The following is a 25,544-nucleotide window of genomic DNA, read 5'->3' as shown; positions in this document are numbered from 1 at the left end:
TTACTTCAACACCAAAATCTATGATAAACCATAGTAACGAAAATACCTTGATGGATGATGCCAACTCGCCCGAAGTTAATAAACGACTTCTGGGCTTGATTTCACAAGATTTTGTGAAGGTATCTGACCAACTCAAAGAAGCGTCATATCAAATTCGTAAAAGAGGGTTTTCTGAGCATCCTATTTTTGTGGCTGTTCAGAAAGAGATTGATTTGGGTATATTATTAATCAATAAGACCGAACTTGAAAACGAATGGGCTTATAGAGCCTCCTACATTGATGAGTTTATTCAAAGAGGGCTGGTAGGCTTAGAATCGGTAGAGTTGTTTAAAGAAAATTACCGTCATCCTGACGAGTTTTGTTGCTTATTTGTAGTCCAAAACGATTTCGCAGGCTTTGTCTTTATTCCTTTTCCGGAAGATTAGTACTATACATTCTACTGGATACATTTCTGAGCAAGTTATATTTCACAAACTTGCCCGAGTCAAGTGCAAAGTGGTCTTCGTAAGTAGTTTATTCTTTTTATCCCCCCAAACCCTTAACTGATGTTTATTATTGATGCCCACTTAGATATGGCCATGAATGCCATAGAGTGGAACCGAGACTATACTTGCTCTGTGCAGGAGCTTCGCGAACGTGAAGTAGAAAAACATCTTACCGACAAACGCGACCGTGGCAAAGGAACGGTGTCATTGCCTGATTTGCGCAAAGGAAACATCGGCCTCGTAGTAGCTACCCAATTGGCGCGGGTGACTCAGCGAGGTAGTGCCTTTGACGGATGGTACTCGCCGGCTCAGGCTTGGGCCATGACTCAAGCTCAAGTGGCGTGGTATCAAGCTATGGTAGATTTGGGTGAAATGACCCAAATTACCAACCTTACGCAGCTACAAGCTCACATGGCGCTATGGCAAGATACCTCTATCGCCAATGAAAGTAAGCCGGTTGGGTTTATCTTATCACTCGAAGGGGCTGACTCTCTCATCCATCTTTCTTACCTCGAAAAAGCATACGCCTATGGGCTACGCGCTATCGGGCCTGCGTGGTATGGGTCGGGGCGATATGCTTCTGGTACGGGTACTACAGATGGCCTCACTGCCGCTGGGCGGGACCTTCTGCGCGAAATGGACTTCTTAGGAATGATTTTGGATGTAACTCATCTTACCGACAAGGGTTTTGACGAAGCCTTAGAATTGTTTAAGGGGCCGATTTGGGCAAGCCATCACAACTGCCGTGCTTTAGTGCCTCATCAGCGTCAACTGACAGACGAGCAGATTTTGCGCATCGTAGAAAGGGGAGGCGTGATAGGAGGAGCATTGGATGCGTGGATGTTGGCACCTGGATTTTTGCAGCGGCAATCAGACCCCAAAGCTTTTGGGGTTACGATGGCGAAGCTTGTAGACCATTGGGATCATATTTGTCAACTGACCGGAAACAGCCTTCATGTTGCTTTTGGAACTGATCTTGATGGCATGTTTGGAAGAGAGCAATCTCCCTATGATTTAGATAACATTTCAGATTTACAATTATACCAAAATGTGCTCCAAACCAAAGGATATACCAATAAGGATATAGAAAACATCTTTTATAAAAACTGGTTTAGGCACTTAAATGCTTCTTGGTGAAATAATATTTTGTGAATTGAGTTTTGTTCGAGTGAATTAGAATGTAGATGTGGATTTTGTGCAAATTTTAAGTGTATAAGTGACATATTAAAAAAAATTAAAAAATAGTATACTTGTAATAACATTATTTTAAAAATAAAACATAATTTGCATTTGGTATAACCAACTAACCAATCAAATCTATGTTTAAAGTTCTATTTGTCAGCTTGTTGTCGATTTTCGTCGGCATCGGGCAATTGACGGCCCAAGACCGAACGCTGTCGGGGACTGTCAAAGATGAAGCTGGGCAAGGGCTGCCTGGTGTAAATGTTCTTCTCAAAGGCACTAGCCGCGGTACCAATACGGACGCGGAGGGTGCCTTTAAACTTTCGGTACCTGCTACTGGGACTTTGATTCTATCCTCTGTAGGATACGAAACCAAAGAAATCGCGTTGGGAGCTGCTTCTTCGATTGAAGTCTCTCTTGCGCCAGATGTACGTACTTTAGGTGAAGTAGTGGTTACGGCTTTGGGGATTTCCAAAGACCAAAAAGTATTGAGTTATGCTACTCAAACCATTCAGACGGGTAATATCGCTAAAGCTCGTGAGCTCAATGTGGCCAATTCCCTTGCTGGTCGTGTAGCAAACCTCGATATTGCGCGTTCTTCTTCGGGCGTGGGAGGCTCTTCAAGGGTGGTTTTGCGTGGCGACCGCTCTATTACAGGCAACAACCAAGCCTTGATTGTCATCGACGGTGTACCGATGGACAACTCTAACTTTAGTCCAGGCAATGCCAACGGAGGACGTGACGGAGGTGACGGCCTTTCGAGTGTTAACCCTGACGACATCGAGTCCATCAACGTATTGAATGGTGCGTCTGCAACCGCACTTTATGGGAGCCGTGCTGCCAATGGTGCCTTGATTATCAATACCAAGAAAGGTTCGGTAAGAAAAGGTTTTGGAGTTACTATCAATAGCTCATTCCAAGCCGAACAAGCGATGATTTTGCAAAAATTCCAAAACGTATATGGGCAAGGTAGTGCGGGCGTCTATAACCGCGCAAGCGAATTTAGCTGGGGACCCAAAATGGAAGGACAGCCCGTAGCGATGTGGGGACCTAACCCTGCCAATGCTAGTAAAACTTACAACATGACGCCTAATCCTAACAATTATCGGGATTTTTATTCGACTGGTTCGCAGATTTCTAACTCGGTTGCTTTCTCAGGAGGTAGCGAAAAAACACAAACTTACTTCTCCTATACAAACGTAGGTGCCAAGGGAATTGTGGACAACAACAAACTAAAACGCAACATTCTTAACCTTAGAATTTCTAATCAGATTGGCCAAAAGCTTTCTTTGGATACCAAAATCACTTACTTAAGTGAGCGTATTGACAATCGTCAGCAAACGGGCGAAGCCTTTGCCAACCTTCAACGTCATATTTTGCGCATACCTCGTAATATAAGTTTGGCACAAGCGCAAGATTTTGAGTACATTGATCCTGTTACTGGTAGCCTTCGTCAGAATTACTGGAACCCTGGCTCTAATGGTGGCCAAAACCCTTATTGGATTAAAAATCGGGTAATTGCACTTGATAATCGGGATCGTATCACGGGTTTTACATCTTTGACTTATAAAATTACACCCGCATTGAAAGTGATGGCACGTGGGGGAATCGACCGTTATGTAGATAAATTTGAAGGAAAATGGTATACCAATACCTACACCATCGCTGATAATGGTGAATACCAAACTAGCTGGCGCCAAGTCACTGAGCAAAACTATGATTTGTTTGCTATGTATGATAAGAAGTTTTCGGAGTCAATTGCCGTCAATGCTACTGTAGGGGGAAGCCTCCAACGTCGTAGTCAGCTTGACCAATTGACCGTCAACAACGGACTCAATCGCGAAAACTTGTTTATCACTGGCAATGCCCGCAACTCTCAAACCACACGTGGCGTAAACGAAACCGAAAAACAAGGTGTATTTGCGACAGCCGATGTGACTTTCAAAAATGCCCTTACTGTAACCGTTACGGCACGTAATGACTGGTCTTCTACATTGCCAAAAGAGAGTCAATCGTACTTCTTCCCTGGGGTAGGTTTTTCGGCGGTTTTATCAAATATGATCACCTTGCCAGATGCGATTTCATTTATGAAAGTGCGTGGTTCGTATGCTCAAACTGGTAACGATGCTCGTCCCTATCTTCTCAATCAAACTTATACCTTCTTAGCAGGGGGACCTAATGGGTTCATTGTACGTGATGCTGTAAAACCTTTCCCTAATTTGAAACCCGAGCTAACAACTGCGTTGGAGTTTGGTCTACAAATGAAATTCCTCAACAACCGTTTCGGATTTGATTTAGGATGGTACAATAGCGATTCCAAAAACCAATTGTTCCCAGTGGCGATTCCGCCTGCTTCAGGATGGTCGTCGGAGTTTATCAATGCGGGATTGGTCAACAACAAAGGCGTGGAGCTAGTATTGAATGCCACCCCGGTGCAAAGCGAAAATTTGCGTTGGGATATTGATTTGAACTATGCCAAAAACGTTAACAAACTCGTGGAGCTTACGCCTGATTTGAAAGAGTTGCAGCTTACAAACGACTTTATGAATAATATTCGTGCCATTGAAGGGCGGCCACTTGGCGAAATCTATAGCCGTGGATATGTGCGTAACAATGCCGGACAGATACTAGTAGGAACCGATGGCTTGCCCCAAATTACTTCAGGTACAACCGTGTATTTAGGCAATGCTCGTCCTGATTGGACGGGAGGTTTGAGCAACCGAATTTCTTACAAAAATCTCTCCCTCAATTTCCTCATCAGCGCTCGGATGGGCGGCGTGGTGACGTCGTTTACCAATGCGGTTATCTATGCAGATGGTGTTACTGAAGAGACCTTGGCAGGTCGTGAGAGTTATACTTTTCCGGGCGTAAAATCAGATGGTTCTGCCAACAATATCGCTACTACTGCCGAACGCTACTGGGTAAAAGTAGGCGGGCGCAATACCCCGGCGGGAGAAGTATTTACGTACAGTGCTTCCAATATCCGTATGCGTGAGATGGCCCTAAGCTACAACTTGCCTTCAAGTTTGTTTAAGAAAACACCTTTCCAAGGAATTGCGGTTTCGTTGGTAGGACGTAACTTGTTTTTCTTTATGAACAAAGCCAAAGGGTTTGATCCTGAGCTTGCATCTGGTGCCCAAAATACCTCAATAGGATTGGAGTCTTTCTCTCTGCCTTCTACTCGCACTTTTGGGGTAAACTTGAATCTTTCGTTTTAATACAGATTGTTTTTAACATTCAAATGGAGAAAATAATGAAAATATCAAAAAAAATCGCTATCCCGGTTGTGATGTTGGTGGCGGCCTCAGTAGGCTTCTATGCCTGTACGGGGAAATTTGAAGAAATCAATACCGATAAAACCAAGCTTACTTCCGTTGATAAATCGGCCGTAGGCAATGCCTTTGCGGCAGCCCAATGGCGCGGGGTGTTTGGAGATAGAGGGCCTTTTCAGTTGATGCAAAGCTTGTTTGCCGACCTTCATGCTCAATACTATGCCAACGTCGCTATCAACTTCCCTTCTGACCGTAACGTCATGGTAGGCAACTGGCTCAATGGCGCTTGGGGAAATTTTTATGGTCAGCAGATTCCCCCGCTTTTGGTGGTTTTGGATGCCACAAAACCCGGCGGGCAAGCTGAAGATGCCAACATCTACGCGATTGCGTCGATTTGGAAAGTGCAAATGTATTTGCCAATGACCGACTACTGGGGCGCTATCCCGTATTCTAAAGTAGGCGGTGGTACCAAAACCGTGGAATACGATAGCCAAGAATCAATTTACAAAGACTTTTTGGCGACACTGAAAACATCAGTAGCTACGCTCGAAAAATCTAAAGGCAAAACGGTATTGGGCAACAACGACCAAGTGTACAATGGCAGCATTGATAAATGGATTTTGTTTGCCAATACGATGCGTTTGCGTTTGGCGCTGCGGATGTCGAAAGTAGACCCTACTTTGGCAAAATCAGAAGCTGAAGCAGCGGTAGCAGCAGGTACTTTACAAACCAATGCCGACGATGCTTTGGTGAAAGTAACGGCCAACTCTCCTAATCCTTTGGGAGGAATCACGGCATGGAATGAGTTTCGGATGAGTGCTGCGATGGAAAGTACGCTTAAAGGTTTCAATGATCCTCGTATTGGTAAGTTTTTTAGTCCTGTAGAAGGTACTAGCAATTACAAGGGATTGCGTAATGGCTATACGCAAGTACAGCTAGGATTGCCCGAAAATGCTGCTGCTGCCAACTCAAACGTAGCTCCCGCTTTCCAAGATGCGGCGCGCTTTACGCAGCCTTGGGGAATTATGTTTGCGTCGGAGGCGCATTTCCTCCGCGCTGAAGGTGCTCTCAATGGCTGGAATATGGGCGGTACTGCCAAAGACTTGTATGAAAAAGGAATTGCTCTCTCGATGAGTCAGTGGGGTATCACAGATGCTGCTGCTATTGCAGCTTATACTAACGGTACCACGACTCCCATTGCTCTCAATGACGTCGTAAAAAGCCCTGGTATGACCGATATCCCCGTTAAATGGGAAGCTACGTCTGCTCGTCAGCGTGAGCAAATTTTGACCCAAAAATGGTTGGCTTTGTTTCCTTACGGTTTTGAAGCATGGGCGGAGTATCGCCGCTCGGGTTATCCTAAGCTTTATCCAAAAGTCAACTCCGATGATCCTGAAGTACCCGTGGGAACGATTGTACGCCGTGCCCCTTTTGTATCTGGCGAAATCAGCACCAACAAAGCGGGGGTAGATTCGGGGGTTTCTAAATTAGGAGGAGCCGATAAATCAACAACTCGTTTGTGGTGGGATAAACAATAACCGATAATTTATGAATAAAAACGGGCGAATTTTCGCCCGTTTTTATTCATAGCTACATCTTTTGTACAATTACTTAAGTATCTAAGCAAAATTAGCCGAGATATAGGGTTATGTTTTAACCCCACGTCGCATCGGCCTTTAGGCTGGGGCTAGAAATATGAAAATAGCACAGGGGCTTTAGCCCTGATTTTCAACTCTTACACTTGAAAAAATTAGGGTTAAAACCCTTGAAGTGCCCTTGGTATTTATCCATACTTAAAATTATTTTCCTTTCTAATGTCTTTGACAAGCAGCATATGAGATACTTGTGGGTTTTAAATTAAAAAGTCTATTTCAATAATTATCCTTTAAAATCACTTCTTATCCATGAATCCATTACGTTTTTTATTGAAAAAATATATTTTAATAATAGGGTTTTTATTGGTGGCAAACGTGACCGCTACAGCTCAGCAAGCCACCATCAAAGAAACCACTCAACGCCTCAAAACGTATGCTTTTTCTGATCCTAATCCAGTGCCTAAACCCGGAAAAATCTATCCTTATTTTCGGTTTGATGGTTTTACGGATAAGCCCGTTATGAAAGATTGGAAGTTTATCGAACTCGAAAACGATTATATCAAAGTGTATATCACGCCTGAGATAGGTGGAAAAATTTGGGGTGCTTACGAAAAGTCTACCGATTTTCCCTTTGTGTATTTCAATCATGTCGTCAAGTTTCGGGATGTAGCCATGCGTGGGGCGTGGACTTCGGGGGGGATAGAAATCAATTTTGGAGACATCGGACATGCTCCCACAGTATCGGCACCCGTAGATTATTTTACCCGTACTAATTCCGACGGAAGCGTTAGTTGCTTTTTGGGAGCTTGGGATTGGTCGGCTCGAACGCGCTGGATGGTAGAGGTCAATCTCCCGAAAGACAAGGCGTATTTCACTACTAAGTCCCATTGGTACAATGCCACACCTTTGGAGACGAGCTATTATCATTGGATGAATGCGGGCTTTAAAGCTGCTGGAAACTTGGAATTTGTGTTTCCGGGTACGCATTACGTAGGGCATAACGGCGAAGTAGGCACATGGCCTCGCGATTCGGCGGGGCGTCATCTGAATTTTTATGAACAAAACAACTTTGGCTCCTATAAGTCTTATCATGTTCTGGGAAAACAGACCGATTTTTATGGCGGTTTCTGGCACAACGACAACATGGGCTTTGTTCGTTATTCGCCTTACCATGAGAAGCTTGGTAAAAAAATATGGATTTGGGGTCTGTCTCGACAAGGTATGATTTGGGATAAACTCCTGACCGATACTGACGGCCAATACGTAGAGTTGCAGTCGGGGCGCTTGTTTAATCAAGCTTCCGAAGGTAGTATGTATAGCCCGTTTAAACATGTGTCGTTTATGCCTTATACGCATGATAGTTGGACAGAATACTGGTTTCCAGTCAAACAAACGCGAGGTTTGACCCACGCTACGCCGCGCGGTTCGATGAATGTAAGAACTAATGAAAACTGGCTTAAAATAGATTATTGTGCGGTTGCGTTGGTGCAAGATACGTTGAAAGTATGGCAAGGTACTACGCCGATTTTTGCTAAAAAATTAAACCTAAAACCCCTCCAAACGTTTCGTGATTCGGTACGTTGGACGGGGAATATAGAGTCTCTAAAAATCTTAGTGGGGACGGAGATACTCGCCAACGGGCATTCCAATGACACCGAACGACCACTGGAGGCGGCTAAAACATTTGATTGGAAGTCAGACTATGGCATGTATCTGCACGCCAAAGACTTAATAAATCAGCGTAACTACCTAGATTCGGATTCACTGCTACAGCATTTATTGCAAAAAAGCCCCTCTTTCAAACCTGCGCAAGTTTTAAAAGCAGAATTGGCCTATGTCAGAGGCCAACTTGGAGAAGCAAGATTAGTAGCTGATTTGGCACTTGCCAACCATGCCTATGATGCTAAAGCAAATTTTATTGCCGGGATTGCCTACGAAGGCCAAAAACAATGGGTAGCGGCCAAAGACCGCTTTGCCACCGCTTCTCTTGATCCCACCTACCGTAGTGCCGCGCTGTATCACTTGGCAAAAATTGCTGTCAATGAAAAAGATTATGCTAAAGCCTCTGAATTATTGCAACAAGTGCTAGAACGCCAAGCGGATCATTGGGATGCCAAAGTGCTAGAGATAACCGTATTGCGTCTTACCAACAACCCAGCATTAGCTCTGCAAAAGGCAAAAGAGATTTTACAAAACGACCCGCTCAATCATAGAGTACGTTTTGAAATAGCACAGATTACACAAAAGACCGAAGACAAGAAACACGCCTCGGAAATGATTCGTAGTGAGTTGCCTTTTGAGACATATTTGGAAATGGCGATTGATTACGAAAAACTAGGGCTATACCATGAAAGTCTTGACGTGTTGATGTCGTCGTCCTCACATCCAGTAGTGGCTATTTGGAAAGCTTTTTTATTGGATAAACTAAATCAAAAAATTGAATCGGAGCGAGCGCTAGAGGAGGCGATTGCGGCTTCTCCCGAAGGCGTTTTCCCGTTTCGTAACGAAACCGCCGCCGCCTTGCGGTGGGCTTTGACGCAAAAACCTCATTGGAAATTACGCTATTACTTACATCTTTCGGAGGCTGCCGTTCGCCCCAATATCAGCTTAAGTGATTTTACTGAAATTGAAGGAGGCGAGATGCTTGATTTTGCCCCCTACTATTTGTACAAAGCCGAAGTACTCAAAACTGACAAAGTCCAAGCAAAAGCTGCGCTCGAAAAAGCCTACGAATTGGCCCCCAATAGTTGGCGTACGGTAAAAACACTCTCAGATTTTTATGCCACAAACGGAGAATTAGCAAAGGCTTTGGCTCTTCATGAAAGTTTTTCAAAACTACCCAAACAAGACCACGAAGTATATATTTTGGGACAACAACGCGCCCAACTTCTCAAGGCCGCAAGACGCTACAAAGAAGCCATCGACTTGATGAAATCACTTACCATTCTGCCAAATGAAGGGGCTTCGGGAGCGCATGCACTTTTTAGAGAATTGAATATCAGGTATGCGGCTGATTTGTTCAAAAACAAAAAATACAAAGAGGCCAAACTTTTTTTGAATCAAGCTGAAACTTGGCCCGAAAATCTGGGTTCGGGAGAGCCTTATGACCCTGACAATCGCTTAACTACTTTTTTGAAAAAAATATTAGACCTTAAAATGACTAAAAAAGTAATAGATGTCAACGAGACTACCCAATTTACCAAACAGCTCAGTAAAAACGATTTGGGATTGTGGGAGTTATTTCAATAAAAATTGGTTGATTCAACGGAGTTTTTGCCCTATTTTGTCTCCTTTATCAAACCATTCAATTGAAGATATGAGTAAGCGCATTATTTTTATAACAGGTAGTAGCCGAGGAATTGGTAAGGCGGTTACGGTGCATTTTTTGACATATTCACCCCAAGACTTAGTAGTGGGTACTGCCCGTACAGCGCCCGATGAATCATGGGCGAAGGCCAATTTTATCGGCATTCAAGAAGATTTGAGTGATTTGGAAGGCTGCGAAAATACCATGAAACATTGGACCCAAATTGTAGAAGACAACGCCACTGCCTCTCTTGTATTCATTAACAACGCGGGGCGTTTGGGTGAAATAGAACCCTCTTTTCATGTGCCAGCGGCCGATTTGGCCAAAACCATTTTTCTGAATATGACGGCACCGATGATTCTCCAAAATTACCTTGTGAGCTTGGCAGTTGCTAAAAATATACCTTTGGAAGTTGTCAATATTTCGTCGGGAGCGGCCAAGCACGAATATTACGGCTGGAGTGGATACTGCTCTACCAAAGCGGGTTTTTTGATGGCTTCGCAGGTATTGGCTCTTGAAATCAGTCAGTTGCACCATCCCGTTAAGGTTTGGAACTTGGCACCGGGCGTAGTAAATACTGCCATGCAAGATGAGATTCGTTCGCGTACGCCTGAGCAGTTTGCTGAGGTGGAGCGTTTTAAGGCTTTGTATGCCGAAGGTAAGTTGCGCTCACCAGAGAGTGTGGCGACTTTTATTGATAAAGCTCTCGGCAACGAAAAATTTCAAAATGGGGGTTTTTATGACATTCGAGACCTTGAACACTAACTTACATGTTTCGACCAAAATCGTTTTTGTTGCTTTTAGGGACACTACTTGTTTCGGCCTGTAAAAACTCAGCTGATACACTCTTTACTTGCCTTGATGCCGATGATACGGGCATAGCTTTCAACAATTTTGTTGAAGAAGATGCCGAAAACAACGTTTTGAAATACGGGTACTTCTACAACGGCGGTGGGGTAGGGGCAGGGGATTTTAACAATGATGGCCTCGTGGATTTGTATTTTACGGGCAACATGGTGGCAGATAAACTCTACCTCAATACCTCCAAACCTGACAAAGGAATCACTTTTGAAGATGTCACGGATGCAGCAGGCATCAAGCATTCAGGCTGGAAAACGGGCGTTTCGGTGGTCGATATTAACAACGACGGTTGGCTCGATATTTATGTTTGTCGTTCAGGAGCCGAAGACCCCAATTTGCGCAAAAATCTACTCTATATCAATCAAGGTAAGACAGGAAAAGGCGTAAAGTTTATCGAAAAAGCCGCTGAATATGGCTTAAATGACCCTTCTTATACCACACAAGCGGCCTTTTTTGACTATGATAAAGACGGCGATTTAGATTGTTTTTTGCTCAATCACTCTATTCAAGACTATGCCGGATTTAGCCAATTGATTGCTAATTATCGACAGCAACCCGACCTCCGATATGGCAGTAAATTGATGCGAAACGAAGGAGGCAAATACGTGGATGTGTCGCACGAAATGGGCTTGATTAACAATGTGTTGAGTTTTGGATTGGGGGTCAATGTGGCTGATTTCAACAACGACGGCTGGCTAGATTTGTATGTCTCCAACGACTACAACGAAAACGATTATTTTTATCTCAATCAGGAGGGTAAAACGTTCAAAGAAAGCATTAGAGAAATGGTAGGAAGTACCTCACTTTATTCTATGGGGACTGACGCCGCTGATATTAATAACGACGGCTGGGCCGATATTGTAACCCTTGATATGTTGCCAGCCCAAAATGAACGTATTAAGCTTACGGCAGGAGATGATAACTACGACAAATATCAATCATTGCTAAGAGCGGGGTTTCATCACCAAACCATGCGCAATATGCTGCAACTGAACATGGGTGTGAATCCAAATAAAACAGGAAAAGAGAAAGCAGCCATACCTGTGTTTTCGGAAATAGGGCAACTAGCAGGAATTTCCAATACCGATTGGAGTTGGTCGGCACTTTTTGCGGATTTTGACAATGATGGGTTCAAAGATTTGTTTGTGACCAACGGTTACGCTCGCGATTATACCAATATGGAGTTTTTAAAGTATTCGGCTGATATACAGGTAGAATCAAACAGTACAGGTAAAGTGCCAAGCCAAATGGACGTTATTGCCAAAATGCCTCCCATCAATGAGCCTAATTATGTGTTCCGAAATCGGGGTGTGTCGTCATCGGGAACATGGGAGGGAGGGTTTGACAATAAAGTAAAAGACTGGGGCTTTGACCAACCAAGTCAATCTAATGGAGCGATATATGCAGATTTGGACAATGACGGCGACCTTGACTTAGTCACAAACAATACCAACGAAAAGGCTTTTGTGTATCAAAATAATGCTCAACAAAAAAGCCCTACTAACCATCTCAGCGTGGCTTTGAAAGCTCCAAGCGAAGCCTTAAAAATGGGGACTAAAGTAACAGTTTTTACAAAAAAAGGAACGCAAACGCTCGAATTTCAGCCCGTTAGAGGTTTTCAGTCGGCTATGTATGTGCCTTTGCACTTTGGGTTAGGAGAGGTGATGCAGGTAGATTCGCTCATTGTCAAATGGACTGACCAAAAAACACAAGTTCTGAAAAATCTTCAGGCCAATCAAACAATCAAGGCGGATTATGCACAAGCGAGGCTGAGGCAAGAAAGCTTTCCTACTGTTTCTCCTTTTTTGACCTACACGGGAGATTTGATGCCGATTTTGCCTGTCACTGCCATCAATGATTTCAAAATTCAGACCTTGCTACCTCAGATGCTTTCGGGCGTAGGGCCTTGTTTGGCCAAAGGGGATTTCAACGGAGATGGGCGTTTGGATGTTTTTGTGGGGGCGCCCAAAGGACAAGCGGATGAGCTATACCTACAAAATTCCAACGGGTTTGTGAAAAGCCCCCAACCTGAGTTTGAAAAAGATGCTTCCTTTGAATCTTCATGCGCGGTGCTATTTGATGCTGATGGCGACAAAGATTTAGATGTGGCGGTAGTCAGTGGAGGTTATGCTTTAGCGGCCAATGATTCTTTATTACAACCCCGTTTGTATCTCAACCAAAACGGGAAATTAAAACGCCATGCAGGAGGGGATTTTTCATCTTTACGCATCAATGCGACCGTAGTCAAAGCCGCTGATATTGATGCCGATGGCGACCAAGATTTGTTTATTGGCGCACATTGTGTGCCTGGACGTTTTCCTGAAGCGCAGGCGTCGGTATTGCTGCGAAACGAAGGACAAGGCAATTTTTCGGTCATCAAATCTTTTGCGCATTCGTCGCTCGTTACAGGGGCTGCATTTTCGGATTTCAACAATGACAAAAAGCCAGATTTGTTGCTTGTAGGGGAATGGATGAAGCCCTTGGTGTATCTCAATCAAGGTGAGAAATGGTTAGCAGACGACACCAAAACAAGCGCCTTATTGCCTACTTTGGCACATAGCTTACTCCACGCTGACCTCGATGGCGACGGCGACGATGATTTTGTGCTGGGTAATATGGGACTGAATACCCAATACCATGTCACATCGGGTGATAAGCTCAAGTTGTATTATAAAGATTTTACGGGTAATGGCGGTATAGTACCGATTGTGTCGTTGTTTCAAGAAGGCAAGGAATATCCCTACGCTAGTCGTGATGAATTGCTAGATCAGTTGCCTTTTTTGAAAAAGAAATTTCCTGATTATGTAAGTTATTCAAAGGCTACACTGAGCGATATTTTGGAAAATGATGTTTTGAAAACCGTCTCTCAGCTGAGTGCCGACGAACTACGCACCGGGATTTTGTGGAATGAGAAGGGTACTTTGGTATTTGAGGCTTTGCCCACCGAGGCACAATACGCCCCTGTATATGCCTTGGAGGTGATGGATGTAGACAAAGATCAAAAACTTGATTTGATAATAGGAGGAAACGTAGAAAGAGCCAGAATCCGTCTCGGTAAAATGGATGCCAGCAAAGGACAGCTATTTCTCAATAAGGGCAGCCACATCTTCGCTCCTGTGAGGGCATGGCAGTCGGGCCTTTATATCAATGGAGAGATGCGCTCAATGGCGGTTGTCAATGATTTATTAGTGTTTGGAGTATACAATCAATCGGTAGGGGTATATCGACGACCTTAAACGCGCAATATTTAGGATTTTTGGCTAAATTATTGTATCTTTACGCGTTAAAAAATTGAAATATTTTCAGAAATAAGTACCCTATTTGTTACCAAAACTAAAATATGGCAACCGAAACAATTGAAATTTCCGAACAAATAGACAAAAGCAATTATTCAGCCGAAAACATCCAAGTTCTTGAAGGTCTCGAAGCCGTGAGAAAACGCCCCGCAATGTACATCGGAGACATTGGTATCAAGGGCTTACACCATTTAATTTGGGAAGTAGTAGACAACTCGATAGATGAAGCGTTGGCGGGATATTGTGATCGAGTTCAGGTAGTAATCAATACTGACAATTCGATTACAGTAAGAGATAATGGACGAGGTATTCCGACGGGTATGCACCCCAAAGAAAAAAAATCGGCCTTGGAGGTCGTCATGACGGTATTGCACGCGGGTGGTAAATTCGACAAAGACACTTATAAGGTATCGGGTGGTTTGCACGGAGTAGGGGTGTCGTGTGTGAATGCCCTTTCAAAGCACCTGCGAGTGGAAGTACATCGCGAAGGAAAAATCTTTGAGCAAGAATATAGCATCGGGAAGCCGCTTTATCCCGTTCGAGAAATCGGTACTGCTGAAGATACGGGTACATTTGTACATTTTTTACCTGACGATACCATTTTTACGGTTTCCGAATATAAATATGATACAGTTGCCAACCGTATTCGCGAACTAGCTTTCTTGAACAAGGGAATCACGCTGACGCTAACAGATATGCGTGATTTGGACGAAAATGGTCAGCCTCGCTATGAAGAATTTCATTCGGAAGGGGGCCTGGTAGAGTTTGTGACCTATCTTGATAGCACCCGCGACAAGCTCATTCCGACTCCTATTTACATGGAGAATGATAAAGGTGCGGTGCCAGTAGAAGTGTCGATGATTTATAACACTTCTTATTCTGAAAATGTGGTATCTTATGTCAACAACATCAATACCATCGAAGGAGGTACGCACGTATCTGGTTTTAGAATGGCCCTTACTCGTACTCTGAAAAACTACGCCGAGAAAACGGGGATATTGGCCAAAGAAAAAATCGAAATCAGTGGCGACGACTTCCGCGAAGGACTTACGGCGGTGATTTCGGTGAAAGTACAAGAGCCTCAATTTGAAGGACAAACCAAAACCAAACTCGGAAACTCTGACGTAGCGGGAGCGGTAAGCCAAGTAGTAAGCGAAATGCTCGACAACTTCCTTCAAGAAAACCCTAAAGAAGCCCGTACGATTGTTGATAAGGTGATATTGGCGGCCAAGGCGCGTATCGCAGCGCGTAAAGCTCGCGAAATGGTACAGCGCAAAACCGTACTTGGCGGGGTAGGATTGCCGGGTAAGTTGGCAGACTGTTCCGAAACCGATCCAGCAGGTTGTGAATTGTATCTTGTAGAGGGAGACTCGGCGGGTGGCTCGGCCAAACAAGGTCGTAATCGCGCGTATCAGGCTATTTTGCCGCTTCGAGGTAAAATCTTGAACGTCGAAAAAGCCCAAGAGTACAAAATCTACGAAAACGAAGAAATCAAGAATATGATTACGGCGTTGGGCGTGGCATTTGGGAAAGAAGGAGACGAACGCGCGCTCAATATGGATAAGCTCCGCTATCATAAAATCATCATCATGACCGATGCTGACGTGGACGGTAGCCACATCCGTACCCTTATCCTGACGTTTTTCTTCCGCTATATGAAAGACCTCATCGACAATGGCTATGTCTATATCGCACAGCCACCGCTCTATTTGGTCAAAAAAGGAAAAGAAGAACGCTATTGCTGGACCGAAGCGCAGCGCGAGCAAGCGGTCAAAGAAATTGCTGGTGGGAAGGAAGACAGTGTTTATATTCAACGCTATAAAGGTCTGGGAGAAATGAACCCAGAGCAACTCTGGAGTACCACTATGGACCCTGAGCGTCGTAGCCTCAAGCAAGTGAGCATAGAGTCGGCGGCGGAAGCAGATCACTTATTCTCAATGCTGATGGGAGATGAAGTAGCGCCGCGCAGGGAGTTTATCGAACGCAACGCTAAATATGCTCGCGTGGATGTGTAGAGACGAGTTGAAGTAGTGTTAAGAAACTATTAAATTGAGCCACTCATCCGATGGATTGAGTGGCATATTTTTTTTATGCTTTAATTTTGGAAAAAATATCATCGCCCTAAATACCCAACGAATATATGCCCAACCATTCCCAATCTTCAGAAAATCGAAAAGGAGGGTTTTCCTCTCTCTTTTCTTTCATTCGTGAGCGACGAGAACCAAAAGAAGGGCAACCTTTGGAAGAAACGGACCGTTTTTCGCGCTCTGCCGAACGGGTAAGCCAGACTATTGAACAGAGTAATTTTATCAGCCGTGATTTGAGTTGGTTACAGTTTAATTTTCGAGTGCTCGACCAAGCCCGTAGTACCCGCCGTACGCTTTTTGAACGTATGAAATTTCTGGCTATTTCCGACTCTAATTTAGATGAGTTTTTTACGATTCGAGTCGGTAGCTTATACAATTACTTGGATTTTGGAAAAGAAAGGGTCGATTATTCTGGCTTACGCGAAATCCCCTTTCGTAAAGCTCTTTTGTCGGCTATTCATCGATTTGCACAGGAGCAAGACGACGTATTTGAAAATGATTTATTGCCTTTGTTTGAACAGCATAATCTAAAATTAGGCCGCTGGTCAGATTTGGACGAAAACGAAAAAAAAGAAGGAGGGAAGTATTTTGATCGGACTATTTATCCGATGCTTACCCCGATGCTGTTTGATTATACGCATACTTTTCCAGTCCTATTGGCCAAAACATTGATTTTTGCGGTAGTGACCAAGATTAGCGAAAAAGCAAAAGATGACGAAGAAAACCGCAAAATTTCGTTTGTTCAAATTCCTGCCAATTTGCCAAGGTTTTATACCATAGAGCGTAAAAGTGGTGAGATACTGTTTGTTCCTATTGAAGAAATCATTCGTTACGAACTCAAAAAACTTTACCGAAATGTAGAGATTATTGATATGCACCTGTTCCGAATCGTCAGGAATGGGGATTTTTCGATTGAAGAAAATGATGATGTTGAAAATGATTTTTTGGATGAAGTAAAACAAAAACTCAAAACGCGGCGACTAGGGCGTGTCGTACGCATGGAAATTGAAGCAAATACCTCCGAATGGTTACTTAATTTGGTTAAAAAACGTTGGGAAATAGATGATTACAATGTGTTTGTATGTAAGCACTTATTAGATTTTACGTGCTTGTGGCAAATTATAAAGTATCCCGAATTTTCGGAACTTGTACCGCCGCCCCCACCACCAGTATCGCCATTGGGAGTAGATCATGAAAAAATGGTGGAAGATATCTTTGGAACCATCAAAGAAGGAGATATCATGCTCCACCATCCTTATAACAACTTCGAGCCTGTTTTGCAATTATTGGAAGAGGCTGCCGAAGACCCCAAGGTATTGGCCATAAAACTTACTATCTATCGATTGGCCAAAAAATCGCGAGTGACCGCAGCCCTGCTCAAAGCCGCTGAAAATGGCAAACACGTGTCGGTATTGTTTGAAGTGAAGGCAAGATTTGACGAAGAAAACAACATGCGTGAAGCCCAACGGCTCCAAAAGGCAGGTTGCTTTGTGATATATGGTATCAGTCGTTTCAAGACCCATACCAAACTTCTACAAGTAGTGAGAGCAGAAGAGCATGGCGTAGTGAGCTATGCGCACTTGGCGAGTGGTAATTACAACGAAGAAACTGCCAAATTGTATACTGATATTGGTCTATTGACTTGCGACGAGGTTTATAACCGCGACATTATGGAGTTTTTTAATGTAATCACGGGGCATTCTTTACCCAATGATTACCAATATTTGATTACGGCACCGCGCGATATGCGTAAGCAAATCATCAAACTGATTCAGCAAGAAGCAGCCAATGCTCAGGCTGGTTTGCCGAGTGGAATTTGTATTAAAATCAACTCATTGGAAGATAAAGCAACCATCGAAGAACTGTATAAAGCCTCTCAAGCAGGTGTGTCTATTCGGTTGATTGTCAGGGGGATTTGTTGTTTGCGGCCAGCTCGTAAGGGATTGAGTGAAAATATTACTGTACGTTCTATTGTGGGCGATTTTCTGGAACATACGCGAATTTTTTATTTTCATAACAACGACAATCCCAAAGTATATGGCGGTAGTGCTGATGTGATGGTACGTTCGTTTGACCGGCGGATTGAGTCCGTTTTTGCTTTTGTCGACCCTCGAGTAAAACAGGAAGCGATTCATATCCTAGATTACAATCTTCGCGACAATGTCAATGCTTATGATATGTTGGAAGATGGCAACTATGTCAAGTGTAGAGAAGAAGAAAACAAAGAACCTTTTAATATTCACGAACGCTTCTTTCATGTGACAATGGAAGAAGTAATGAATACGCGGCTTTTTTTGACTCTTCCTGCTGAAACCACTGATGAATCTACCTCTCAACTTTCTGAATCTGAAGCCTAAAAATGAAATGCTGGAATTATAAAATTAGCTTTTTATCGTTACTCCTAATACTTGGAAAGTATACAGAAATTTGGGCACAGACTGACAAAAACAAGGTACTGTTTGTGATTGTAGATGGTATTGCCTCGGATGTGATTGAAAAACAAAAACTACCCAATTTGCAAGCTATTGCTAAAGTAGGAGGCTATACCAGAGCGTATGTAGGAGGAAAGAAAAATACTTATTCGCAAACGCCCACTATCTCAGCAGTAGGCTATAACAGCCTCTTGACGGGCACTTGGGTCAATAAGCACAATGTGTGGGACAATAAAATCAAAGACCCCAATTATCATTATTGGACCATTTTTCGTTTTTTTGCAGAACAATATCCTCATAAAAGAACGGCTGTTTTTTCGACTTGGCTCGACAACCGTACCAAGCTTATTGGAGAAAGGTTGCCTCAAACAAGAGATCTTAAGCTAGATTATTTTTTTGATGGCTTCGAACTTGATACGCTGCATTTTCCGCACGATGCTGAGAAAGAATATATTCATAAGATTGATGAAAAAGTAGTGGATGAAGCAGCTCGTTATATTCAAGAAGAAAGCCCCGATTTGTCGTGGGTATATCTGGAGTATACCGATGATATGGGGCATCGGTATGGCGATAGCGATCAATTCGTTCGGGCTGTAGAGATGATGGATGCTCAAATGGGGCGATTGTGGAAGGCTATTCAATATCGCGAGAAGAATTTTGGCGAAAAATGGCAACTTTTTATTACGACCGATCACGGCAGAGATGCTTCTATGGGTAAAAACCACGGTGGGCAGTCGGATCGAGAAAGAAGCACATGGATAATCACCAATACGCCTCAGCTGAATTCTTATTTTATGGGAAAAACAGGTGTGGAAATTTTGCCCGCTATTGTAGATATTATGCCTACCATGGCACAGCACTTACAAATCAATATTCCCAAGGAGCAAGCCTTTGAAATAGATGGTACTGCACTTACGGGGAAGTTGTCGTTGATAAATACCAATGTCAAAAAAAGTGGCAACACCATAGAGGCGACTTGGAAAGCGTTGGAGAAAGAAGGAAAAGTCAAAATTTGGTTGACTACTACCAATCACTTTGAAGAGGGAAAAAGAGATTCTTATTTATTGATGGACGAAGTACCCGTCGAACAAGAAAGGGTATCTATTGATGTAAGTAAGCTTCCTTCTCAACTTTACAAAATTGTGTTTGAAGGCAAATACAATACCCAAAATAAGTGGATTGTGGAGTAGAGGTTTCCAACCTTTTGGAAAGAGCGGGCGTCATAATATCAGTAAGTTTAGAGATTGATATTTATGAAAAAGCTGATTTTATACGGATTAATTGCCCTGATTGGGATGCAATGCAAATCTTCAAGCGAGGAGTTGTTGAGCCTTGAAAGCTGTGTTTCAGATCAGCCCACACTCGTGGGAAAATGGACATTGACGGAGTTTCGTTATTTGGGAGGTTGTTGCCCACCTATTACAGATACTACTTGGAAAAAAGCCGCTGCTGATTCTTATTTTGTAGAATTTACTTCTAATGGGGAAGTAAAAGTTAGAAATGCGTTGTCGGGAAGCAATGGAGTGGCGCCTTCTTCACCAGCTCAGCTAGCCACTCGGTATAATTTTGACGGAAAAGAGGTCAAACTGGATGAGCAAATTTTGGGCGGAGCTACGTGGTATAAAAATGTTAAAGTGCGTAGCCTCACTACCCGAGAATTGATACTTAGCATTATGTTTGGAAAAGAAGGAGAAATCAACGAGCGTAAATTTGTGAGAGTGTGTCACTAACAAAAAAGCCTTCTAATGTACATTAGAAGGCTTTTTTGTAGGGAATAATACGTTATCTAAACTCTTCGTTTAACATTTCTAATGTATTAGCCCCCGGACAAAGGTCTTCTTCTTTAAGACTATTGAGAGGACGAAGGTCAGATTTGATTACTTCGTGCAGGTCTTTGCTTTCTGGGTTGACATACACTAGCCCCGTTAAGATTTCACCTTCGGCTTTGGCCTGTTGCAAGCGCCGCATTGCTGCTTGGCGGTCGCGTGGATCCCAGCCATCGGCTAACTTTTGAAGGTGTACCACTGAGCCATCATGAAGTTCGACGCCTACGGTACTTCCTTCTTCGTAAGATACAGTAATCTCTTCTTTTTCTGGTACATAACCAATCTGAGCAAGTGCTTCGATATGGTCGCGTACATAGTCATAAGATTTGGTAGAACCCGGATTATTGTTGAATGTCACACAAGGTGAAAGTACATCAATCAGGGCAAACCCACTGTGAGAGAGGGCGGCTTTGATAAGTGGTACGAGTTGAGTTTTGTCGCCAGAGAAGCTTCTTGCTACAAAACTTGCGCCCAATTCAAGTGCCATTCCGACCAAATCAATGCCTTCAAAAGGGTTGACAGACCCACTTTTGCTGACGGAGCCCGCATCGGCAGTGGCGGAGTCTTGGCCTTTGGTAAGACCATAACAGCCGTTGTTCATCACAATATAAAGCATATTGAGATTGCGACGAATCGCGTGTACAAACTGCCCCATCCCAATCGAAGCAGTATCGCCATCGCCCGATACTCCTAAATAAATCAAGTCGCGATTGGCCATGTTGGCACCGGTAGCTACTGAAGGCATCCGTCCATGCACGGAGTTGAAGCCGTGGGAGTTGTTGAGGAAATAATTGGGCGTTTTGGACGAGCATCCAATACCCGATAGCTTAGCAACTCGGTGCGGCTCAATATCCATTTCATAACAAGCTTGCACAATAGCACCGCTGATAGAATCGTGGCCGCAGCCAGCGCACAAGGTCGAAATCACCCCTTCATAATCGCTTTTGGCATATCCCACGCGATTTTTGGGCATTTCGGGGTGACGGAATTTGGGTTTTATGTAAGTCATTTTAAATGTGTGATGTCTAAATTATGGTTGGGAGGTTACGGATATTTTTGATATTGAAGAATTTACATCCTACTTTCACCATATCTTAAATACAAAAGTATTGACTTATTTGTTTTTTGCAGTGATTGTGAGTATGATGACGCTTATCATTGGTATTGCAAACATGATTGGTATCAGAAACCTTGAAATACGAGAAGGTACTATGTCGCCCACAACTATCAAAACAAATAAAACAATGTAAACTACAAAAAGAAGTGAGTATTTGATTACTTGTTTTTTTGTCATTGAGTTATAAAAGTTAAAATTGTTATCTCACGTTAAGCAAATTTTTGGTTGGTTTGACTTGAATATTTCAGGGCAAACCAACCAAAATCATTCTTAAACCGTAGCCAAGACGCCCACAATTTGGCGGCGGATCGCTTCGGCTGTAATAGGCATTCCGTCATAGTTGAGGATTTTGATTAATTTTTTTGGGTTGATTTCCAATTCATTAATCAACAACGTACGGAACTGTGCATCACGGTTTTGCTCAATCACAAATACTTGGTCGTGAGCTTCGATAAACTGCTCTACCGACTCATGAAACGGAAAGGCCGTTGCCCGCATAGCATCGATTACTATATCTTCCTCTTGTTTTAATAAATCTAGTGCTTCGAGGGCGGCGTAAGTGGTAGTACCAAAAAACACCACACCGATATTACTTTGGTTGGCAGTTTGGTAAAACTCTGGCTTAGGCGTAATGTCTTTGGCAGTGTCCCATTTCTTGAGCAGACGATTAAGTACTTCAGCGTTTTTAACCCCATCTTCGGTATAGCGAGCGTATTCGTCGTGCGATGTACCACGCGTAAAAAACGACCCTTTGGTAGGGTGAGTTGCGGGAAGGGTACGGTATGGAATCCCATCTCCGTCTACATCAAGATAGCGACCAAATTGTTTGCCCATCGCGCTTAACGCATCTAAATCTTGTGCAGTATAGACCTTACCTCGGTCGTAGCGACGAGAATCATCCCATTTGAGAGGAGCTGAGAGGTGGTCGTTCATGCCTAAGTCCAAGTCGGTCATTACGATGACAGGAGTTTGGAGACGCTCGGCTAAATCGAAGGCATCTGCCATAAAATTAAAACACTCGGTAGGCGTGCTCGGAATCAGCAAAACATGCTTGGTATCGCCATGCGAGGCATAAGCTGCCAACAGCAAATCTGATTGCTGAGTGCGGGTAGGCATCCCTGTCGAAGGGCCACCTCGTTGCACATCCACGAGTACCGCCGGGATTTCGGCAAAATAAGCCAATCCCAAAAACTCATTCATGAGCGATACCCCCGGACCACTGGTTGCCGTAAAAGCGCGCGCACCATTCCAGCTTGCGCCTAATACCATACCAAGGGCGGCTAGCTCGTCTTCTGCTTGTACAATCGCTACTTTTTTAAGGCCCGTTTCGGGGTCGGTGCGGAGACGGTTGGCGTATTTGGCAAAGGCTTCTACTAGCGATGTAGATGGCGTAATAGGATACCATCCAGCTACGGTGGCACCGGCATATACCGCTCCTAATCCACAAGCGGTATTGCCGTCGATCACAATACTATCTCCTACAAGGTCGCGGCGCTCAACGCGGAGACCTAGCGGGCTTTCGTAGTTTTCTTGCACATATTTGACCCCTTCCATCATCGCTTGGACGTTGGGCTCGATGAGTTTGGGTTTTTTCTTGAATTCGTCGGCAATGATTCCCTTTACCACTTCGAGTTCAATATCAAGCAAAGCTGCCAATGCCCCTACATAAATCATGTTTTTGAACAATTGACGTTGGCGAGCATCTTGATACAAGCGCATACAGATACCAATCATCGGAATGCCGATATAATTGATATCTTCTCGGATAAAGTCTTTGTGGAGATTTTTGGTGTTGTCATAAATAAAATACCCTCCTGATTTCACAGAAGCTATGTCTTGCTTCATGCTTTGAGGATTGACACACACGAGTAAGTCCACTCCTTCGCGGCGACCAAGGTAGCCTTTCTCGCTTACTCTTACTTCGTACCACGTAGGTAAACCTTGGATATTGGAAGGGAAAATATTTTTGGCAGTAACAGGGATGCCCATTCTAAAAATAGACATGGCAAACATATTGTTGGCACTTGCCGAACCAGTTCCGTTGACATTGGCAAATCGTACTACTAAGTCGTTAATTGCGGTAAGTTGTTGCATTGATAGACTTGGTTAAACCTCTTTTTTGTTGAAAATGCTCTAAACAAAGAGATTAAATGGTTTCTAATACACTGGTTTGGCAGCCAGCTTTTGTTACTGAGTACAAATATTTTTGCATATCCCAAGCCGAAGTTGGACAACGCTCCGCACAAAGTCCACAGTGTAGACACACGTTTTCGTCTTTGACCATCACTCGGCCTGTTTTCAAGGTATCAGATACGTACAAATCCTGCTCCACATTATGAGCGGGGGCATTGAGTCGGGAGCGGAGGTCGTCTTCTTCGCCATTGACCGTAAATGTGATACAAGTAGTAGGGCAGATGTCAGCACAAGCATCGCACTCAATACATTTATCTTCGGTAAATACCGTCTGTACATCGCAATTGAGGCAGCGTTGGGCTTCTTTAAAACCCGTATCTTGACTAAAACCTAGCTCAACCTCTTTTTTACGGTCTTTCAGCGTTAGGCTTTTGTCGGCATGAGGTACTTTATAACGAATGTCAGTCGTGACATCGCTGTCATAAATCCACTCATGGATACCCATCTTTTGACTAATCAGGTTGGTATACGGCGAAGGACGTTCGTAGAGGGATTGTTGGTTGCAATACAAATCAATCGATACCGCAGCTTGATGACCTTGGGCCACGGCTGTAATAACGTTTTTGGGGCCTAAAGCAGCATCTCCTCCAAAAAATACCTTAGAAAGGGTAGATTGGAAGGTTTTTTCATCCAAAACGGGTAAGCCCCATTTGTTGAATTCAAGCCCTAAATCACGTTCAATCCACGGGAAAGAGTTTTCTTGACCAATCGCCACAAGCACATCATCCGCTTCTATGAATATATCTGGCTCACCAGTAGGCACGAGTTTCCGTTTTCCGTTGTCGTAGATAGCTTCTACTTTTTCGAAATACATTCCTTTAAGAACGCCGTTTTCGGATACAAACGATTTGGGGACGTGATTTTCTAAAATAGGAATATCTTCATGAAGCGCGTCTTCGATTTCCCACGGCGAAGCTTTCATTTCTTTGCGAGGGCTTCTGACCACTACTTTTACCTCCTCACCACCCAAGCGGCGAGAAGTACGGCAACAGTCCATAGCGGTATTTCCACCACCTAGTACAATTACTTTTTTGCCGATTTTGCTAGTATGCTCAAAGGCTACATTGGCAAGCCATTCAATTCCGATGTGAATATTGGCTTGGGCGTCCCAACGACCTGGCAAATCGGCCAAATCTTTACCTTTAGGGGCTCCTGTACCCACAAAAACCGCATCGTATCCTTGGTTCAGGATGTCTTTCAAGCTTTCAACACGGGTATTGAAATGCGTATGAATACCCAAATCAAGGATAAAGCCTACTTCTTCCGAAAGCACGCTGTCGGGCAAGCGGAAAGAAGGGATTTGGCTACGCATCATTCCACCACCTTTGGTTTGGTCGTCATAAAGATGAACCTCATAGCCCAGTGGTGCTAAATCACGTGCCACGGTGAGCGCAGCAGGGCCTCCACCAATGAGCGCTATTTTTTTTCCATTGGGCGCAAAAGGGCCTTGGGGCATCATGCTTTTTACATCGCCTTTGTTGTCGGCAGCAACGCGCTTGAGGCGGCAGATAGCCACCGGCTCTTCTTCTACGCGGCCACGTCGGCAGGCGGGTTCGCAAGGGCGGTCGCAAGTACGACCTAGTACACCTGGAAATACGTTTGATTCCCAGTTTACCATATACGCTTCAGTGTAGCGCTCGGCTGCTATCAGACGGATGTATTCGGGCACAGGAGTATGCGCAGGACATGCGTACTGACAATCCACTACCTTGTGGAAGTACTCGGGATTTTGAATGTCTGTCGGTTTCAAGGAGGTAAAATTTGAATAGCTAGTAATGCAAATAAGTCAGAGCATTTACCATCTGAGGGAGAGATAGGCAGAATTTCTCTGGCAAAGAAGAAGATATTTTGTGGGTATATTCATTAGTAAATTGTACTCACGTGGCTTTCG

The 25,544-nt window shown here is 43.8% G+C and carries 14 protein-coding genes; 11 read left to right on the top strand and 3 right to left on the bottom strand.

Annotation, left to right across the window (positions count from 1 at the left end; translation table 11 throughout):
• The first annotated feature begins 20 nt into the window (after positions 1-20).
• The 11 genes from P1X15_RS07505 to P1X15_RS07455 all read left to right on the top strand — a co-directional run bounded on the left by P1X15_RS07505 (position 21) and on the right by P1X15_RS07455 (position 20,247).
• The gene (locus P1X15_RS07505; protein WP_028668127.1) at positions 21-425 is read left to right on the top strand and encodes a hypothetical protein; all 405 of its coding nucleotides are present in this window, start codon (positions 21-23) and stop codon (positions 423-425) included.
• A 120-nt stretch (positions 426-545) separates the two neighbouring features.
• Positions 546-1,622, top strand: coding sequence for a dipeptidase (locus tag P1X15_RS07500; RefSeq protein WP_277337530.1), 1,077 nt, complete (start codon positions 546-548; stop codon positions 1,620-1,622).
• 182 nt (positions 1,623-1,804) lie between these two features.
• The gene (locus tag P1X15_RS07495; RefSeq protein WP_277337529.1) at positions 1,805-4,885 is read left to right on the top strand and encodes a SusC/RagA family TonB-linked outer membrane protein; all 3,081 of its coding nucleotides are present in this window, start codon (positions 1,805-1,807) and stop codon (positions 4,883-4,885) included.
• Between the two features lie 35 nt (positions 4,886-4,920).
• Complete coding sequence (locus P1X15_RS07490) at positions 4,921-6,477, top strand: SusD/RagB family nutrient-binding outer membrane lipoprotein (RefSeq protein WP_277337528.1); 1,557 nt, start codon at positions 4,921-4,923, stop codon at positions 6,475-6,477.
• A 366-nt stretch (positions 6,478-6,843) separates the two neighbouring features.
• Positions 6,844-9,783, top strand: a complete 2,940-nt coding sequence (locus P1X15_RS07485; RefSeq protein WP_277337527.1) for a DUF5107 domain-containing protein — start codon at positions 6,844-6,846, stop codon at positions 9,781-9,783.
• Positions 9,784-9,850: 67 nt separating this feature from the next.
• Entirely contained in the window at positions 9,851-10,606 is a 756-nt protein-coding gene (locus tag P1X15_RS07480; RefSeq protein ID WP_277337526.1) for an SDR family NAD(P)-dependent oxidoreductase, read from the top strand.
• A 5-nt stretch (positions 10,607-10,611) separates the two neighbouring features.
• Positions 10,612-13,938: a VCBS repeat-containing protein gene (locus tag P1X15_RS07475; protein WP_277337525.1), complete on the top strand. Its 3,327-nt coding sequence runs from the start codon at positions 10,612-10,614 to the stop codon at positions 13,936-13,938.
• Between the two features lie 104 nt (positions 13,939-14,042).
• Complete coding sequence (gene gyrB / locus P1X15_RS07470) at positions 14,043-16,013, top strand: DNA topoisomerase (ATP-hydrolyzing) subunit B (protein WP_277337524.1); 1,971 nt, start codon at positions 14,043-14,045, stop codon at positions 16,011-16,013.
• 125 nt (positions 16,014-16,138) lie between these two features.
• Complete coding sequence (gene ppk1, locus P1X15_RS07465; RefSeq protein WP_277337523.1) at positions 16,139-18,442, top strand: polyphosphate kinase 1; 2,304 nt, start codon at positions 16,139-16,141, stop codon at positions 18,440-18,442.
• A gap of 2 nt (positions 18,443-18,444) precedes the next feature.
• Positions 18,445-19,707, top strand: coding sequence for an alkaline phosphatase family protein (locus tag P1X15_RS07460; protein ID WP_277337522.1), 1,263 nt, complete (start codon positions 18,445-18,447; stop codon positions 19,705-19,707).
• Positions 19,708-19,770: 63 nt separating this feature from the next.
• On the top strand, positions 19,771-20,247 hold the full coding sequence (locus P1X15_RS07455; RefSeq protein WP_277337521.1) for a hypothetical protein: 477 nt from the start codon (positions 19,771-19,773) through the stop codon (positions 20,245-20,247).
• 52 nt (positions 20,248-20,299) lie between these two features.
• Here P1X15_RS07455 and P1X15_RS07450 read toward each other — a convergent pair whose 3' ends face one another.
• The 3 genes from P1X15_RS07450 to P1X15_RS07440 all read right to left on the bottom strand — a co-directional run bounded on the left by P1X15_RS07450 (position 20,300) and on the right by P1X15_RS07440 (position 25,403).
• The gene (locus P1X15_RS07450) at positions 20,300-21,352 is read right to left on the bottom strand and encodes a 2-oxoacid:ferredoxin oxidoreductase subunit beta (protein ID WP_277337520.1); all 1,053 of its coding nucleotides are present in this window, start codon (positions 21,350-21,352) and stop codon (positions 20,300-20,302) included.
• Between the two features lie 378 nt (positions 21,353-21,730).
• The gene (locus P1X15_RS07445) at positions 21,731-23,554 is read right to left on the bottom strand and encodes a 2-oxoacid:acceptor oxidoreductase subunit alpha (protein WP_277337519.1); all 1,824 of its coding nucleotides are present in this window, start codon (positions 23,552-23,554) and stop codon (positions 21,731-21,733) included.
• Between the two features lie 52 nt (positions 23,555-23,606).
• Positions 23,607-25,403 (bottom strand): FAD-dependent oxidoreductase, encoded by a 1,797-nt coding sequence (locus P1X15_RS07440; protein WP_277337518.1) that lies wholly within the window; start codon positions 25,401-25,403, stop codon positions 23,607-23,609.
• Positions 25,404-25,544: the final 141 nt, after the last annotated feature.

Source organism: Runella sp. MFBS21 (assembly GCF_029433105.1).
Classification (GTDB): Bacteria; Bacteroidota; Bacteroidia; order Cytophagales; family Spirosomataceae; genus Runella.
The sequence above is the reverse complement of the archived record's forward strand: the minus strand, read 5'-3'. Positions and strand labels throughout refer to the sequence as shown.

Coding starts and splice junctions, on each gene's coding strand:
- P1X15_RS07490 (WP_277337528.1), top strand. CDS start 4,921: ATGAAAATATCAAAAAAAATCGCTATCCCGGTTGTGATGTTGGTGGCG.
- ppk1 (WP_277337523.1), top strand. CDS start 16,139: ATGCCCAACCATTCCCAATCTTCAGAAAATCGAAAAGGAGGGTTTTCC.
- P1X15_RS07460 (WP_277337522.1), top strand. CDS start 18,445: ATGAAATGCTGGAATTATAAAATTAGCTTTTTATCGTTACTCCTAATA.
- P1X15_RS07455 (WP_277337521.1), top strand. CDS start 19,771: ATGAAAAAGCTGATTTTATACGGATTAATTGCCCTGATTGGGATGCAA.
- gyrB (WP_277337524.1), top strand. CDS start 14,043: ATGGCAACCGAAACAATTGAAATTTCCGAACAAATAGACAAAAGCAAT.
- P1X15_RS07505 (WP_028668127.1), top strand. CDS start 21: ATGATAAACCATAGTAACGAAAATACCTTGATGGATGATGCCAACTCG.
- P1X15_RS07495 (WP_277337529.1), top strand. CDS start 1,805: ATGTTTAAAGTTCTATTTGTCAGCTTGTTGTCGATTTTCGTCGGCATC.
- P1X15_RS07480 (WP_277337526.1), top strand. CDS start 9,851: ATGAGTAAGCGCATTATTTTTATAACAGGTAGTAGCCGAGGAATTGGT.
- P1X15_RS07475 (WP_277337525.1), top strand. CDS start 10,612: ATGTTTCGACCAAAATCGTTTTTGTTGCTTTTAGGGACACTACTTGTT.
- P1X15_RS07500 (WP_277337530.1), top strand. CDS start 546: ATGTTTATTATTGATGCCCACTTAGATATGGCCATGAATGCCATAGAG.
- P1X15_RS07445 (WP_277337519.1), bottom strand. CDS start 23,554: ATGCAACAACTTACCGCAATTAACGACTTAGTAGTACGATTTGCCAAT.
- P1X15_RS07450 (WP_277337520.1), bottom strand. CDS start 21,352: ATGACTTACATAAAACCCAAATTCCGTCACCCCGAAATGCCCAAAAAT.
- P1X15_RS07485 (WP_277337527.1), top strand. CDS start 6,844: ATGAATCCATTACGTTTTTTATTGAAAAAATATATTTTAATAATAGGG.